This is a genomic window from Aurantibacter sp. UH7 (assembly GCF_056839165.1).
On record NZ_CM166388.1, the window covers coordinates 3076251 to 3091894 of the forward strand.

General features: G+C 34.5%; 17 protein-coding genes. 9 read left to right on the forward strand and 8 right to left on the reverse strand.

Going from position 1 to position 15644, the window contains the following annotated elements; translation table 11 throughout:
• Nucleotides 1–33: 33 nt before the first annotated feature.
• From UH7x_RS12870 to UH7x_RS12895, 6 genes are all read left to right on the forward strand, one after another.
• The gene (locus UH7x_RS12870) at nucleotides 34–1128 is read left to right on the forward strand and encodes an NAD(P) transhydrogenase subunit alpha (protein WP_482360330.1); all 1095 of its coding nucleotides are present in this window, start codon (nucleotides 34–36) and stop codon (nucleotides 1126–1128) included.
• Between the two features lie 3 nt (nucleotides 1129–1131).
• On the forward strand, nucleotides 1132–1452 hold the full coding sequence (locus UH7x_RS12875; RefSeq protein ID WP_482360331.1) for an NAD(P) transhydrogenase subunit alpha part 2: 321 nt from the start codon (nucleotides 1132–1134) through the stop codon (nucleotides 1450–1452).
• 7 nt (nucleotides 1453–1459) lie between these two features.
• Nucleotides 1460–2836, forward strand: coding sequence for an NAD(P)(+) transhydrogenase (Re/Si-specific) subunit beta (locus UH7x_RS12880; RefSeq protein WP_482360332.1), 1377 nt, complete (start codon nucleotides 1460–1462; stop codon nucleotides 2834–2836).
• Between the two features lie 144 nt (nucleotides 2837–2980).
• Nucleotides 2981–3754 (forward strand): GDSL-type esterase/lipase family protein, encoded by a 774-nt coding sequence (locus UH7x_RS12885; RefSeq protein ID WP_482360333.1) that lies wholly within the window; start codon nucleotides 2981–2983, stop codon nucleotides 3752–3754.
• A gap of 226 nt (nucleotides 3755–3980) precedes the next feature.
• Entirely contained in the window at nucleotides 3981–5204 is a 1224-nt protein-coding gene (locus UH7x_RS12890; RefSeq protein ID WP_482360334.1) for a hypothetical protein, read from the forward strand.
• An 18-nt stretch (nucleotides 5205–5222) separates the two neighbouring features.
• A complete protein-coding gene (locus UH7x_RS12895) occupies nucleotides 5223–5945 on the forward strand; it encodes a formylglycine-generating enzyme family protein (protein ID WP_482360335.1) in 723 nt (240 codons plus the stop codon).
• Between the two features lie 31 nt (nucleotides 5946–5976).
• On the opposite strand, the gene UH7x_RS12900 is transcribed toward UH7x_RS12895, so the two are convergent.
• Nucleotides 5977–6351, reverse strand: a complete 375-nt coding sequence (locus UH7x_RS12900; protein WP_482360336.1) for a Fur family transcriptional regulator — start codon at nucleotides 6349–6351, stop codon at nucleotides 5977–5979.
• A gap of 110 nt (nucleotides 6352–6461) precedes the next feature.
• Between UH7x_RS12900 and UH7x_RS12905 the strand changes: the two genes are divergently transcribed.
• Complete coding sequence (locus UH7x_RS12905) at nucleotides 6462–7370, forward strand: NAD(P)/FAD-dependent oxidoreductase (RefSeq protein WP_482360337.1); 909 nt, start codon at nucleotides 6462–6464, stop codon at nucleotides 7368–7370.
• Between the two features lie 268 nt (nucleotides 7371–7638).
• A complete protein-coding gene (locus tag UH7x_RS12910; RefSeq protein WP_482360338.1) occupies nucleotides 7639–8166 on the forward strand; it encodes a sigma-70 family RNA polymerase sigma factor in 528 nt (175 codons plus the stop codon).
• Between the two features lie 91 nt (nucleotides 8167–8257).
• Here the strand turns inward: UH7x_RS12910 and UH7x_RS12915 are convergent, their stop codons facing one another.
• From UH7x_RS12915 to folE, 7 genes are all read right to left on the reverse strand, one after another.
• Nucleotides 8258–8779 carry a GNAT family N-acetyltransferase gene (locus UH7x_RS12915; RefSeq protein ID WP_482360339.1) on the reverse strand — a complete coding sequence of 174 codons (522 nt, stop codon included), beginning with the start codon at nucleotides 8777–8779 and terminating at the stop codon, nucleotides 8258–8260.
• On the reverse strand, nucleotides 8772–9647 hold the full coding sequence (locus tag UH7x_RS12920) for an alpha/beta hydrolase family protein (protein WP_482360340.1): 876 nt from the start codon (nucleotides 9645–9647) through the stop codon (nucleotides 8772–8774). Before UH7x_RS12920 ends, UH7x_RS12915 begins: the two co-directional genes overlap by 8 nt.
• 3 nt (nucleotides 9648–9650) lie before the next feature.
• A complete protein-coding gene (locus UH7x_RS12925; RefSeq protein WP_482360341.1) occupies nucleotides 9651–10151 on the reverse strand; it encodes a DUF192 domain-containing protein in 501 nt (166 codons plus the stop codon).
• Between the two features lie 11 nt (nucleotides 10152–10162).
• A complete protein-coding gene (gene lgt / locus UH7x_RS12930) occupies nucleotides 10163–11098 on the reverse strand; it encodes a prolipoprotein diacylglyceryl transferase (RefSeq protein WP_482360342.1) in 936 nt (311 codons plus the stop codon).
• A gap of 90 nt (nucleotides 11099–11188) precedes the next feature.
• Nucleotides 11189–11410, reverse strand: coding sequence for a membrane protein insertion efficiency factor YidD (gene yidD, locus UH7x_RS12935; RefSeq protein ID WP_482360343.1), 222 nt, complete (start codon nucleotides 11408–11410; stop codon nucleotides 11189–11191).
• 78 nt (nucleotides 11411–11488) lie between these two features.
• On the reverse strand, nucleotides 11489–12970 hold the full coding sequence (gene cysS / locus UH7x_RS12940) for a cysteine--tRNA ligase (RefSeq protein WP_482360344.1): 1482 nt from the start codon (nucleotides 12968–12970) through the stop codon (nucleotides 11489–11491).
• A 16-nt stretch (nucleotides 12971–12986) separates the two neighbouring features.
• Nucleotides 12987–13667: a GTP cyclohydrolase I FolE gene (folE, locus tag UH7x_RS12945; RefSeq protein WP_482360345.1), complete on the reverse strand. Its 681-nt coding sequence runs from the start codon at nucleotides 13665–13667 to the stop codon at nucleotides 12987–12989.
• 559 nt (nucleotides 13668–14226) lie between these two features.
• Between folE and UH7x_RS12950 the strand changes: the two genes are divergently transcribed.
• The gene (locus tag UH7x_RS12950) at nucleotides 14227–15624 is read left to right on the forward strand and encodes a T9SS type B sorting domain-containing protein (RefSeq protein ID WP_482360346.1); all 1398 of its coding nucleotides are present in this window, start codon (nucleotides 14227–14229) and stop codon (nucleotides 15622–15624) included.
• Nucleotides 15625–15644: the final 20 nt, after the last annotated feature.

Below are 15644 nucleotides of genomic sequence, written 5' to 3' on the forward strand. Positions count from 1 at the left end.
TTATTTTGCTTTTGCTCAAATAATAATGATAATATGACAATTGGAGTTTTTAAAGAAACGATAGGTGACAAAGTAGGACTCGTACCAGTTGTGGTTAAAAAGTTAATTGCCAGTGGTTACGATGTGTTAGTCGAGCACAAGGCAGGACGAAATTCTTTTATTGCAAATGCAGATTTTGAAGAAGCTGGAGCAATAATTTGTAGTAGGACCGAATTATTTGATAAGGCCAATATTTTAATTTCATATACAGTCTTATCTGATGAAGAAATTAAACTACTTAGAAATGGTCAGATTTATATTTCTCACTTTAAACCATTTATTTATAAAGATGTTGCTGATAAATTGAAGGAGCAAAATATTTGGGCATTTAGCCTTGATATGATACCACGTTCTTCAATTGCACAATCGATGGATGTATTGTCTTCAATGTCGTCCATAGCGGGTTACAAAGCAGTGTTACGTGCAGCTGATTTATTACCACGATATTTACAAATGATGATTACATCTGCAGGTAGTATTAAACCAGCTAAAGTATTTGTTATTGGTGCAGGGGTTGCAGGGCTTCAGGCTATAGCAACTGCTAAAAGATTGGGGGCGATTGTAGAGGCTGTGGACACAAGGTTAGAAACCGAAGATGAAGTAAAGAGTCTTGGTGGAAAATTTTTAAAAGTAGAAGGTGCAAATCAAGCTACTGATCAAGGATATGGTGCAGCACAAAGTCAGGAATATATTGATAAACAACGGCAAATGATGTTCGATGCAATTTCCAATTCAGATATTGTAATATGTACAGCAACGGTAAGGGGAAATAAAGCTCCGGTAATTGTAACTAAAGAAATGGTTGATACTATGCGTAGAGGTTCTGTAATTGTCGACTTAGCTGCGGATGCGGGTGGAAACTGCGAATATTCACAGAATAATAAAACTATTGTAACGGCTAATTACGTGCAAATTGTTGGTGATTCTAATCTATCTGATGCCGCTGTGGTTGATGCAAGTACACTTTTTGCAAACAACGTTTTTAACTTTTTAAAGTATATCACCTCTAGTGAATTACAATTGAGAACAGATCTTGAAGAAGATGAAATTTTTACGTCTTCATGTATTGCTAGACAAACTAAAAATTAAAGTATGAATTCGATTATCACATTTATAGAGCAAAATATGGAGATAATATATCTTCTGACTTTTGCAATTTTTCTTGGTTTTGAAGTAATTTCAAAAATACCAACGGTTTTACATACTCCCTTAATGTCAGGCTCTAATGCAATTAGTGGTGTGGTGCTAATAGGGGCAATTTTACTTATTCGCGTTACAGAGCCAACAAATTATTTGGCCTTGATAATGGCAACCTTGGGAATCATTTTAGGAACGATAAACTTAGTAGGTGGTTTTGCTGTGACGGGTAGAATGTTGGAAATGTTCAACAAGAAAAAGAATAAGAAAAAGTAAGATAATCATGGTAGTATTTGATATAGTATTATTTGTAGCAGCAGTTTTATTAATAATTGGTCTGCGTAAATTATCGCATCCAGATTCTGCAAGTGGGGGTAATACATTGGCAGCTATCGCACTAGCAATGGGTGTGGTTGTAGCTATTTTTTATCCGTTGGAAACTCAAAATAATAATTACGCCTATATTGGATTGGGTATATTAATTGGAGCCATTATTGGTATTGTTTCGGCCAAGAAAGTAGCGATGACAGAAATGCCAGAGATGGTTTCTTTATTCAATGGTTTTGGAGGTTTGTCCGCTGGTTTAATTTCATTGGTTTGGTTAATAAATAATGGGTCTTCAGGAACAGGTTCCGATTTGGGAGTAGTTTTGTTTAATCTATTTCTTGGGTTAGTAGCATTTAGTGGTAGTATGATAGCCTATGGTAAATTAAGTGGAAAATTAAAAGATGAACACTTAAGAATTCCTTTTAGCACAGCGGTGAATATTGTTTTATTGTTAGTCACCATTGGAGCCATTTTTTATTTTTCATATTTAGGAATTCTTTCCACTGCACAGTTGTCATTGTTTTTAGCATTCTCACTTTTATATGGTGTTGTATTTGTAGCACCTATTGGTGGCGCAGATATGCCAGTGGTAATTTCTTCTTTAAACTCATTAACAGGTATTACGGCAGCTGTATCAGGGATAATTACAGATAATAAACTAATGCTTTTAGGAGGGGTGTTAGTAGGTTCGTCTGGTATCATCCTAACTTTGTTAATGTGTAAGGCAATGAATAGACCACTGTTAAGTGTGATATTCGGAAACTTCTCATCAGCTCAAAGTTCGGAAAATCAAGTGCACGGAAATGCAAAAGAAATATCTCCGGCCGACTTGGCAGTTCAATTAGCATATTCGCAGCGAGTTTGTGTAGTGCCAGGCTATGGAATGGCAGTAGCGCAAGCGCAGAAAATAGTAAAAGAAGTGGAGGAAGTTTTAGATTTAAAAGATGTCGAATTTAAATACGCAATTCACCCTGTAGCTGGTAGAATGCCCGGGCACATGAATGTGTTGTTGGCAGAGGCTAATGTTTCGTATGATAAACTGTTAGACTTAGATGATGCAAATAATTATTTAGACACTACCGATGTTGCCATAATTGTGGGTGCCAATGATGTTGTTAATCCATCTGCATTAGATGATCCGTCTAGTAAAATTTATGGGATGCCAATTCTGAACTTGGCAAAAACTAAGAATGTTGTAGTGCTGAAAAGGAGTATGAATCCTGGATATGCAGGAATTCAAAATCCACTATTTTTTAAAGATAATACTAAGATGCTTTTTGGTGATGCGAAAAAAAGTATTGAGATTATACTGCGAGAGTTAAAAGAGGTATAGTAACACTATTCTAATTTATCTTTTTACGATAATGAATTAGTGAATGTATTTATCCTATTATTATTATTATTATTTTGTAAAAATGGGTAGCGCATCTAAAAAGAGATGTCTATATATGATGGTACTAAAAAAGTAAAAAAGATCATGAATAAAATAGTTGTTTACTTCATTCTAACAGTGGTGCTATGCGGGTGCAGGTCTAACGAAAACGAGATTAAACCTAAAAAGGAAGATGTTTCAGTAGTTACTGAAAACATCGCAGCAATAGCTTCAAAAATACAAGGGGAATGGTGGCTTAAAAGACATGAGTTAATAATTAGTAAACTCGACCCGAATTCTAAATTAATACTTGTTGGCAATTCAATTTTTCATTCTTTAGATAATGAAGACCGCACCGAGGTATGGGAAAAGTACTTGGATAATTACAATACCATTAATATGGGTATCTCTGGAGATAGAACAGAGAATTTGATATGGCGACTTGAAAATGGATCGATAGCAAATATAAATCCGGAAGTTGCTGTGGTCTTAATTGGTACAAACAATACGGACGGAAATCATTATCTAAATATTAGTACTCCAGAAGAATTAGCAGCAGGGATAGCTAAAATCTGTTCTATATTAATTGAAAAACTTCCGAATACAGAAATTCTATTAATGGGCATTTTACCTTATGGGAATAAACCAAACCATCGAGACAATATAAATAAAGCTACCAATAAAATAATTTCAAAATTCCCAGAAGAGAATCAGAGAATCCACTATGTGGATATTGGTCATACTTATTATGATGAAAGTGGAGCGGTTCGGTCAGATTTAATGCCAGACTATCTGCATCCTAACGTTGAAGGTCACATGCTACTATTTAAAGCGCTAGATGAGAAAATTAAGGAACTGAGTATTAAATCCAAAAAGTAAAACTTCTCAATTAACGTTTTGTAGTAATGTCTAAAAGAAAATATTTATTCTATCGCTTTGTTACATTTTAAACATAATAGCGGAATTGATAGCTGAAAACACTACTAATAACAGTGTTTTAATACCTAAATTATTCTTCAGATTAATTAAATTAGTGGGGTAAAGCAATCTATTATTTTACCAAACCAATCATTAAATTATTATATCAATTCTTTTATATTAAATCATGCCAACTAAAATTTCGAGGCATTGGATTCTCTTATATACTTTACTTGGATCTTTTGTTTGTAGCTCTCAAAAAAATAATATATATCCGAAAGCAGATGATCCTCTTCATGTCAAGGTTAAAAAGTATGAAGCGTTAACTTTAGATAACCATTGGAATGAAGGAACAATCATGTTTCAAGTGTATCATCCTCCTGGAGGAAAAGATATGGCTGGATTTGGTAGTCACTCGGATTTAATAGATGCTACTGGTGAGATGCTGGTTGCCTATTCCTGCAAATTTGCTATCACTAAAAAACAGTCTGATAAAAAAATAGCAGACCAAGTATTTGATGGTATCTTAAAAGCGGAAAGAGTAACTGGTGTTCCGGGATTATTATCAAGAGGTTTCTATAAAACAGACGAGCCCCAATGGTTTGAAAAAATGTGGTATGACGAATGGCATTCGTCTTCTTCTATGCCAGGTTATCGTTGGCTTGGTGATCAGAGTATTGATAAATTGGTTTCAGTTTTTCATTCATTGGGAATGTATTATGAACTTTGCGCAGATAAGGAACAGAAAGAAAAAGTATCGGGTTTACTCAGTCGCTTTATTGGTAAAATTGTCGATGACAATTTCAGAATAATGGATTTAGATGGTAAGCTAACTTTATGGGGAAATATGTGTCCCGATTTACCGCACAATAAATTGAATTCACTGGTAGCATTGGCGGCTGTAAAGGTGGCGCATCAAATAACCGGTGAGGCAAAGTTTGGGGCTGCATATAAATTATTGATTGATACGTATCATTATGATGACAGACAGTTATTAAGCAATCATTTATACCCAAAGAGCATGAGGCATATATGGGACGATTATCATGCGGTACGAAGTCTGTATATGGTGATGAAATATGAAACTGACCCAGATTTGCTAAATAAGTATCGGATGACCTTAAATCGGCAATGGCATGTATGGAAGGATATTACATTTGAATCGGAAAGCACTATTTTTTACATAATGCTCTATGATTTAATAACTGAGGAAGAAAAGATGAAAGATCCAGCTAGAATTGAGGTCTTAAAAAATATGAATGGCCATGCCCGAAAAATGAGAACTTTTAAGGTTCCTAATAAAGATGGAACAAAAAAGGAGATAAAAACGGAATATGACCATGCGTCTACCGCTTTTATTAGAAACTATTGGTTTGGTAGATATTTTGGATTTATAGACCCATCTTGGTAAAACATATAAAATTTGGAAATGAGAAATTGGATAAAGAAAATTGGGATATTGACACTTTTATGTTTAGTGGCCTTCATAATTATTGCTGCAGATAACACGTCAGATAAAAAAATAACAACCCCTGAAGGTATGGTTTATGTTCCAGCAGGTACTTTTATAATGGGTAGCGATATTGATGATCCCGATGCTAGTCCGCAACATATTGCAGAAACTAACGCTTATTACATCGACAAATACGAAGTAAGTAATGCTGCTTATGCATTGTTCGATGCTGAATACAAATATAACAAAGGAGATGAAGAAAGAGCAGCGAAAGTAAATTGGGAGCAAGCACATGCATATGCAAAATCACTTGGGAAAAGACTACCAACCGAGATAGAATGGGAGAAAGCGGCGCGCGGCACCGATGGTCGAATGTTGCCTTGGGGAAATTTTTATGATGATAGCTTTGTTATTTATTCTGGGAAGAACACAAGAGGGCAATCCATTGCAAAACCTGCTAGTCCTTATGGATGTTTTGATATGGCAGGCAGTGTATGGGAGTGGACGGCAGATTGGTATCAACAATACCCCGGAAATACCCACCAAATGGAAGAATACGGCGAAACTTATAAAGTTATTCGAGGCGGTTCTACTTTTAATAATTTTGCATGCCTCACTACTTTTCATCGCTATTATGTACATCCCATTGACACCAGAGCCTACCCTATTGGAATGAGATTGGTTAAGGATATTGAATAGGTTTTACTAATTTGTAAGTTGATTGAAAACTTTATGAACAAGATGTACAAATACCAGTAAGTACACAATTAACGCTATTTACAACATAGTCTTTCGGTATTGAAAAATGCACAGGTACTGGCATACATTCAATTGTTTCACACTGTGTACAGCGAAAATGAAAATGATATTGTTGTTTTTGATTGTCATCACATTTTACACACAATGCAAAATATTGTTTACCGTCGTCAGCCACGATTCTATGTAAAACACCATCGTCACAGAATCTATTTAAAACCCTATAAATAGTAGCTCTATTAATTTTAACTCCTATTTTATTTTCTATAGCAGTTTGACTCATTGCTTTGGTAGATGAAGACAAAACAGAAAGTACAGCTTCTTTTGTTGGGGTGTTTCTTCTATTCATTAAAAAATATTAAATAAAGATAATTGCGACTAAGTTGCAATAGTACAAAAAATTATATATTTGAGGCACTATTAATGCGACTTAGTTGCAATAATTATAAAAATTATAGAATGGAAAATAGAAATAGTTTTGATGTTATCATAATTGGTGGTAGTTACGCTGGTCTATCTGCAGCAATGTCCTTAGGGCGTTCCTTACGAAAAGTATTATTAATTGACGGCGGTTCTCCTTGTAATATTCAAACACCATATGCTCATAATTTTATTACACAAGACGGAGAAAAACCTATGGACATTGCTACTAATGCTAAAGCTCAAGTTTTGAAATATGAAACCGTTGAATTTTTGAAAGATATAGCAACAAGTGCGAAAAAAGTAAATCAATATTTTGAAGTTGTAACAACATCAGAAAAAACATTTACTGCTAAAAAAATAATTTTCGCTACTGGAATAAAAGATGTATTTCCGGATATACAGGGTTTCTCCGAATGTTGGGGAATATCAATCATGCATTGTCCTTATTGTCATGGATATGAGATTCGAAGTAAAAAAACGGGAATCATAGCAAATGGGGAAACAGCCATTCATTTAGCTTCATTGGTAAATAATTTAACTGATGATCTTACTATATTAACTCAAAATGTTACAGATTTTGACAAAGAGCAGCTGCTAAAATTAGAAATGAACAACATCAAAATTATCGAAAAGGAAATTGTACAATTCAATCACAAAAATGGCATGTTGAAGAATGTGGTTTTTAATGATGGTAGTAATGAAGAATTTGATGCCACTTATGCTTCTCTTGAATTTTTGCAGCATTCTACGTTGCCAAATTTTTTAGGCTGTGAATTAAATGAGCAAGGTTATATTTCAGTGAATATGATGCAGAAAACAACTGTTGAAGGTGTTTTTGCTTGCGGAGATAATAGTTCGAGAATGCGGTCTATAGCTAATGCTGTTGCCACAGGTAATGTTGCAGGTGTAGTTGCGAATATGGAATTGATAAATGAGTATTTTTAACATACATACAGTCATAGTTAATTGAAATATTGGATAATAAAACTAAATTAAATGTATCTTTTTTAGTTCTTTTTGGTCTACTTATTGAACTATAAAATAATTAGATATGAATAATTGTAATTGCACTCATTGTGAGTGCGCTAAGTGTAATTGTAATAATTGTTTAGAAAATGGTTGTCCTTGTACTGTATGTGAATGCGTTAAGTGTAATTGTTGTTAAATTAATAAAGGTTGGTTTAATTACCAACCTTGTTATTTATTTTTGAATATGGAGACTCAAAATATTTGGAATAAATTCAGTGATCAGCTCTACTTATTTATCCTGAAAAGGGTGAAAAATAAAGAAGTTACGAATGATATTTTTCAAAATACATTCTTCAAGATACATAAGAATCTTTCAAAACTAAAGGACGAGATTAAGGTGAAGGCATGGGTGTATCAAATAGCACGTAATGAAATTGCAAATCATTTTAATACGGAGTCTAATTATGTTGAGAAGTTTGACCGAGATGATAATGTTGCTTCAGAGGAATACGAACAGATTTGTTGTTTTGATGAATTCATTAATGAGTTGCCTGAGAAGTATAAGAATGTAATTGAGCTAGTATATCTGGAAGGAAAAAAACAAAAAGATGTGTCTAGAATATTAGAAATTAGCATTGAAAATGTAAAAGTAAGAATACGAAGAGCAAAAGATATTCTTAAAGATAGGTTTAGAGCCTGTTGTAAATATGAATTTGATAAAGGAGGGAAGTTAGTGGGGGAGGCAAATTGTTCGGTTTGTAATCACTGTTAAGTTTTGCCAGGAATTTACTTTTAAATAAGAACAACAAATACCATATTGGTTTTAAATGAATTTAAAGTTTTCGTAAAAAGCGATTTCGCTATTAAAAAGATACCCTGAAAATATGCACGGGGTTATTTTTATAGGTAGTTGTTTTGTTTAAACTCATTCCATTATTAATAGCTACTTTCTGTGAAGGAATGTTGTTAATATGGATTATTGAAATTAACGATTTTGACAATTTATGTTTCTTAGCAAAAGTCTTGCACTTTTTTGCAGCTTCTGTAGCATATCCTTTTTTCCAAAATTCAGGAAGAATTGAGTATCCAATTTCCAATTCTTGCGCGTTATCCACAGTTTGCAATAAAAGTCCGGCCATTCCAATAAGTTTTCCTGTAGGTTTGTGAACAAGAGCATTCATTCCTCCTAAGTTATTCTCATAGCGTTCGAAAATCCTCTTAAATTGTTCGGTGCAGGCCTGAATAGGCTCTTGTGGTAATCCATTCCAATATTCGGAAGACCTTGGGTCCTGGTGAAAAGGGAGCCATGCTTTAAAATCTGATTGTTCAAACCTTCGAAAGCTTAGGCGTTCGGACGTTTCGCCAAAAAGCAACAAATCATTCATGGGGCTTTTTTCCGGTAAGTATCCATTCTAATGTCATGTTCCAAAGTGGGTATTTAAACTTTTGCTTGAAAAACCCAAAATGTTTCACTAAATCTGAATTAATGGCTTTATTAAAATGTACGCGCTCGACTTTTGCATTTTTATATTGATGCGCAAGCCATTCTACTGTTTCCTGTGGTGCAAAGTTGTCATTCTTAAAACTTAAGGAAAGAATAGGTATTTCAATTTGATGAAAATAGTATTCTTTTTTATTGTAAAAGTGCATGAAGTAATCTTTTTGCTTGCCCCATTTAGCCCACTCATAGACCATGTTTTTAGGAAGATTTTCGAAGAGTCCGAATTTCTTAGATGGAAAATACCCGAACAATGGAGTTAAATACGGAATTATAATATACCATAAGAGCCACATTTTTATATAATGAATACCGTTAAAGTATTTCCAATAACCACTTTGAGAAGCCACCATTATTATTTTGTCTATGTAATAATGATTTGGATTAAATCCTACTATTTGTCCTCCAATGCTGTGTGTTATTAAGGTAATCTCAGCATTTTTGTTTAGGTCTTTAGCGTAAGCGACCACAGCAGCTTGGTCATTTTGTCCCCAGCTTTTTAAATCACAGTTATTATTTTTGAGCTTATTGGGGATAGCGTCAGACTTGCCAATACCATAATAATCAAATGTGTAAACTGTAAATCCTTGTTCTGCAAAGTAATCAGCAAATCTTGAGTAATACTTTTGCAAAACACCCGTAGCAGAAGAAATTACTAAAACTCTATTATTATCTTTTTCTGGTAAGAATTGGCAGGCAGCTATTGAATAGCCGTTAGTTGTAGCAATATTCAATTCATTTACCCTGACTTTCAAACTTTATTTTTTTTGAAATTCTATTTTATCTCCGACTTCAAGCATCCATTTTTCTGCTAAGCCAGCATTAACTTCGAGTACATATTTTATAGGCACTTGTGAAGAAAGTCCGCTTTCATTAAAGGGTTCTGCATTTTCTTGAAAGCTACCTATAGTAGAATCTGCTTTAATAAAAATAATGTCAATCGGAAATTCGGTGTTTTTCATATAGAAGGAGTGCACAGCCTCATTGGGGAATATGAATAACATACCTTGATTGTCTTCCATACTATGGCGATACATCAATCCCGTTTGGGTTTCATATTCACTTTCTGCAAATTCAATGTTTAGCACCGCTAATAATGAATCTTTATCTTTTTTAAAAATTTGTAATTCACCTTCTTTTGTAAAAGTAACTTCTTCTGTTTTAATTATATTTTTTGGTTTGTCTTTACATGATGATTGTACAAACAGCATTAAAGTTAGTCCGAAAAATATATGCTGAAAACGTTTTATTACAAGCATGACAAATATATTTAGGCGGTTTTTTTAGGTCTAAACATGAAGTATAAACCTATAATGATAAAAGGTATACTCAGCCACTGCCCAGTTGATAAAAGTCCGAGAGATTCTTCGAAGCCTCCTTGACTTTTTTTAAGGTATTCAGCAAAAAAGCGAATGGTCCAAAGCAGCACAAGAAAAGTCCCGAACAGATATCCTGCTTTTTCTTTTTTATCCGTTTTCCAAAATAAATACCACAGAATGATAAATACAAATATGTAACAAAATGCTTCGTATAATTGTGCTGGGTGTCGATACGGTATAGCTGCTACAAATTCTGAAAACTGTGGATTTGTTGCTAATGCATCGTAAGCAGCATTTAGGTTATCTTGTTTTGTAATACTCAATACTTTTGACGGATGCATATCATCTGAGTCACGAATAAATTTTGTTGCAAATACAAAAGATTCGTCAACAGGTTTTCCGTTAATTTCAGAATTGAAAAAATTCCCAATTCGAATACACACTGCACCAATTGATACAGGAATAACTACGCGATCTAAAATGCCAAGTAACGTGAATTCTGGCCATTTTCGAATAAAAAGCATCATACCGATAATTATACCAATAGCAGCACCGTGACTCGCTAAACCAGTAAATCCTGTGAATTCAAATCCGTCTGCACCTTCTCTAATAGGTAGTAATATTTCTAATAAATGATTTTTATAATAGGGCCAATCATAAAAGAAAACATGACCTAGACGAGCTCCGAGCATAGTGGCTATTACCGTATGAATGAAAAGTGAATCGAGTTTTTCCATCGACTTATTCTCACTCTGAAAAATCTTTTTCATTATAGCCCACCCAAGTGCAAAAGCAGTAATCCAAAGCAGATTGTAATATTTTATTTGAAGTGGTCCGAGCGTGAAAAGTGTGTCACTAGGGTTCCAAGTAATACCTAAAAAATGCATAGTAATTATTTTGAAAGGCTAAGATAGAAAATAGATACTAGAACGCTTTGTTTTTAAGCTACAGAATATAGCCTAGAAATAGCTGCTGAATCAAGGTACTGGGTCGTAACCTTTACCTCCCCAAGGATTGCAACTAAATATCCGTTTTATAGCCAACCAACCTCCTTTAAAAAGCCCATGTTTTTGTAATGCTTCTAAAGAGTATTGTGAGCAAGTAGGGGAGTAGCGACAAGTTGCTGGAGTGAATGGAGATATAACATTCTGATAGAACTTTACTAGGAAAACAAAAGGCGCTATCAGTATCTTTTTCATTTGTGCTAAAATTTATAATATCAATACTGGTCTAAATTATAAGTACGATAAAAATAATTTTTAATCCCTAATTTGGAATTAAGAGACACTAAAAGAAGTGCCTTCTTTGCTATCTTTTAATTGAATGCCAAGTGCAGTTAATTGATCTCGAATTTTATCTGAAGTGGCAAAATCTTTATTTGCCCTCGCCTCATCTCTAAGTTCAATTAATAACGATACTACGCCAGATAATTTATCTGAATTAGCATTGGCATTTTGAGTATTTTCTAATCCAAGAATATCAAAAACAAAGGCATTGATGTTTTTTTCTAAAAGCTTCTTATCATCAGAGGAAATAGTTTCGCTACCTTCTTTAATTAAATTAATGTGCTTTACAGCATCAAATAATTGTGCAATTAATATTGGAGTATTAAAATCATCATTCATGGCATTATAGCATTTTTGCTGCCAAGAATTAATGTCAAAATCGGTTTTATTTCCTTCGGGTAAATTTTTAATTGCTTCTAATGCCTCCATCAATTTTAAGTAACCTTTCTCAGACGCTAAAAGGGCATCATTACTCAAATCGAGAATACTTGTGTAATGTGCTTGCATCATAAAAAATCGGACAACAGAAGGAGCGAAAGCTTTACTTAAAATATCATTTTCACCTGTAAAAATCTCACCTGGTAAAATATTATTACCGGTAGATTTTGCCATCTTTTTGCCATTCATAGTTAGCATATTGGCATGCAGCCAATAGTTAACAGGTGATTGACCATTACAGGCTTCAGCTTGAGCGATTTCACATTCGTGATGGGGGAATTTTAAATCCATTCCGCCCCCATGTATATCAAATGTTTCACCTAAATATTTAGTACTCATTGCTGTACATTCAAGGTGCCAACCCGGAAAACCATCACCCCAAGGCGAAGGCCAGCGCATAATATGTTGTGGTTCGGCTTTCTTCCATAGTGCAAAATCTTGTGGACTATGCTTGTCATCTTGCGCTGTAAGTTCACGCGTATTGGAAACCATGTCTTCTAATTTCCGTCCGCTTAGCTTACCGTATTCATGAGTTTCATTAAACTTTTTAACATCAAAATAAACAGAGCCATTTGTTTCATAAGCATATCCTTTTTCAAGAATATCTTTAATAATCTCTATTTGCTCAATTATATGACCGGTGGCCGTCGGTTCTATACTCGGTGGTAAGAAGTTGAACTGTTCTAATATATTGTGAAAATCAACTGTGTAGCGTTGTACAACTTCCATCGGTTCAATTTTCTCGAGTCTTGCCTTTTTAGCTATTTTGTCTTCTCCATCTTCTGCATCATCAACTAAATGCCCAGCATCTGTAATATTACGTACATAACGAACTTTATATCCCAAGTGTTTGAAATATCGGAATATCATATCAAAGGACATAAAAGTTCTGCAGTTACCTAAATGTACATTGCTGTATACCGTGGGACCACAAACATACATGCCAATATGACCTTCGTTTATGGGTTTGAAAACTTCTTTTTTACCAGAAAGTGAATTGTAAATTTTTAATGATTGCTCTTCGTACAAGTTCATGCTGTATGGAACACAATTAGTAGTTTGTTTCTAAGTTGATATAGTCCAAAAATTCGCGACGTGTAGCTTCTTCTTTAAATTTGCCACCATATTCTGCTGTAACAGTACTGCTATCAATATCTCTAATGCCTCTAGAATTTACGCAAAGGTGCTTTGCATCTATAACACAAGCAACATCTTCTGTATTCAATACTTTTTGCAATTCTTTTACAATTTGAATATTCAAGCGCTCTTGTACTTGCGGTCTTTTGGCAAAATAATCTACAATACGATTCATTTTAGAAAGTCCAACTACAGTACCATTTGAGATATAAGCAATATGAGCCTTACCTACAATGGGTAGTAAATGGTGTTCGCAGGTAGAATATAATGTGATATTCTTTTCTACGAGCATCTCACCGTACTTGTACTTGTTGTCGAAAGTTGAAGATTTAGGTTTCCTTTTAGGATTCAACCCACCAAATATTTCATTAACGAACATTTTTGCAACCCTGTTAGGCGTACCTTGTAAACTATCATCATCTAGGTCTAAACCTAGTGTGAGCATAACTTCCCGTATATTTTCACGAATACGCGCTATCTTTTCTTCATCTGTTAAAACAAATGCATCTTCACGCATTGGTGTGTCTTGCGCTGAAGAAACGTGGTCATTTCCTAGCTCATCAAATTGCTCTTCCAAAGTATTGTCAATTTTCATTCAAATATGGCTTAAACGAAAGGCAAAGATATGGATAAAAAGCAACTTTATCTCCTGTTTTGTGCATAAGCGGACATAAATTGATGTTAAGAAAAATTATGTTAATTCTTTGAAATTTTCAATTCAGTACGCCATTACAGTATCTTAAAATTGTGCGAACATTCATTATTATGCGCAGGAGCTAAAAATCTGTTAAAATGATTAACAAAAAAATTATACAGTCCTGTGTATTACAGGGTACGGGCTAATCGATTAACTGTAATATTTTTCCGTCTAATGCATACTAAATGCCGCTCATATGAGTTATTAATTATGATTGCAAATAAGAAAGCTTTGAAAAAAGGCTTTGGCAACTGTAAAGTATGTTTTGAAAAGAGTACTCAACACAACCTACGGGTTATGAGTGTTTTAATTTTTTTGAGTCGTATTTGAATGTTGCTAAAATCTAAAAATAATAACAAAGATTGCAATCGTTCATGGCTTTCGATTCATTAATAGCCCCACATTTATGCGTATCCTACTTAGTGCCTTGTGCGCGTGTCTATTATTTTCATTGGACATGAGAGGGCAAACCGCTCCAAATTCGCCAGATTGTAGAAGTGCAATCCCTGTTTGTGCTGATGCTCCAATTATGGGTATGGCAGATGGTGGTGGCGATATTGATGATTTTGACCCTGAGGTTATTACCGAAACCGGTTGTTTAGAAAAAGGAAGTCTCGTTAATGCGAACATAGAGCATAATACTTCATGGTACGTTTTTAGAGCAGGAACAGGTGGGCAAGTAGGTTTCGATATCGAATCAATTCCAATTAGTGGTAGCACTCCTACAGCTGAATGGGATTTTGCTGTTTATGGGCCAGATGTAGATTGTGGTGATATTAGTAACGGTACAGCAATTCCTATTCGATGTAATTATGAAGTAAACAATACAAATTTCACTGGGCTGGGTATAAACCCAGAAAATGGACAAGAAGGTGCACCTAATGTTACACAGAGTCAAAATACCTACGATGAGTTTTTAGAGGTTGAGCCGGGCGAAATATATTATATCCTAATCAATAATTTCAATACCAATTTTGATGACGAGGCAGAACCTTTTATGTTGACATTTACAGGTAGCTCTGTTGATTCGGATCAAGATACTGCGTTAGATTGTACGCTGCGTGATGAGTTTTTAGGATTGGATATTGTTGCTTGCGAAGGAGATCCAGATATTACCTTAAGTGCTTTAAATTCACCTGCCGGAGCAGATATTGCTACTGTAGAATGGACAGTAGATTATGATGATGACGGTACTGTTGATGCCACTTTGGCGGGTACCGGTACTTTTGGAGCAGAATACGTAGTTGCTAGTCCGAATACAGGAAGATATTTTGCGGAGATTACAACAGCATCAGGTACGCCACCAACGGTAGCGGATGATGGCGGGATTTTAATAACTTTTCATGGAGAACCAATTTTAGATGAAGTTCGGGTTATAGATGATTTAATTGCTAGTGATATTCACGATGTTTATAGTGTTGAAATTATTGTTGATGGTAATAGCGATTATGAATATGCTATTAATGATGGTGAATTTCAAGATAATCCAATATTTAATGATATTCCTCCTGGAGTAAATACAGTTGTTATAAATGATAAAAATGGATGTGGTATTACCGAGCCTATTGAGTTTTTGGTTGTCGGGTATCCAAAATTCTTTACACCTAATGGTGATGGAGCAAATGATACCTGGAATGTAAAAGGTATAGAGGAGCTAATTAATCCATCAGTATATATTTTTGATCGCTACGGCAAACTCTTAGAGCAATTAGCTGTAAATGCTGATTGGGACGGTACTTATAATGGAGCGCGTATGCCTTCAACAGATTATTGGTTTCGACTGGAATACGAACGTACCGATGATACAGTGGTGGTTGCGAGAACAGTTCAAACACATTTTACCTTAAAACGATAATAAAAAAGGGCTAGTGAAAA